Below are 516 nucleotides of genomic sequence, written 5' to 3'. Positions count from 1 at the left end.
CATATGCATTATTTATATGAAATTTGCATCCAATAGTAGAAGAACGATGAAAGAAGAGGATAAGTAAATAAAAAAAATCATTAGCAAACATTATAATGTAAGAACATTTAGGCAAATGAAAAACATTTTGATTTCCCCCCTGGTCCTTCTTCTTTTTTGGACGGGTATTACAAGTGCACAGGATACCCTTTATGTAAGTCTTGAGGAAACCGTTGCGAGTGCAGTTACGGGAAATCCCGACATTCTTATATCCAGGCTCGAAGTTGAGAGAGCTATTAGCCAGTTAAAAGCAGCCAACGGAGCTTTTCTCCCCAATATTGGAGTGGATGGGCAGTATGTGAGAAACATCAAAAGGCCGGTATTTTTCCTTCCTCCCGGAGAGGGCTTTGGCGGACAGCAAGGTGATGAACGGGGAACGGTCATTGAGGCGGGTTATGATAATTCGTTCAACATGACAGCCCAGGCGACATTACCCCTATACAATCAAAGTATTATCGCCAGTTCAAGAGCAGCACG

Annotated in this window: 1 protein-coding gene; it reads left to right on the top strand. The window is 42.1% G+C overall.

The features are described from left to right. Positions 1–115 precede the first annotated feature (115 nt). Positions 116–516, top strand: a 401-nt coding sequence (locus HC176_RS16045) for a TolC family protein (protein WP_167920006.1), incomplete at its 3' end; no start/stop codon positions are given.

The sequence above is a fragment of the Tamlana crocina genome, from assembly GCF_012037625.1.
This window is presented reverse-complemented; position numbering and strand designations above follow the sequence as displayed.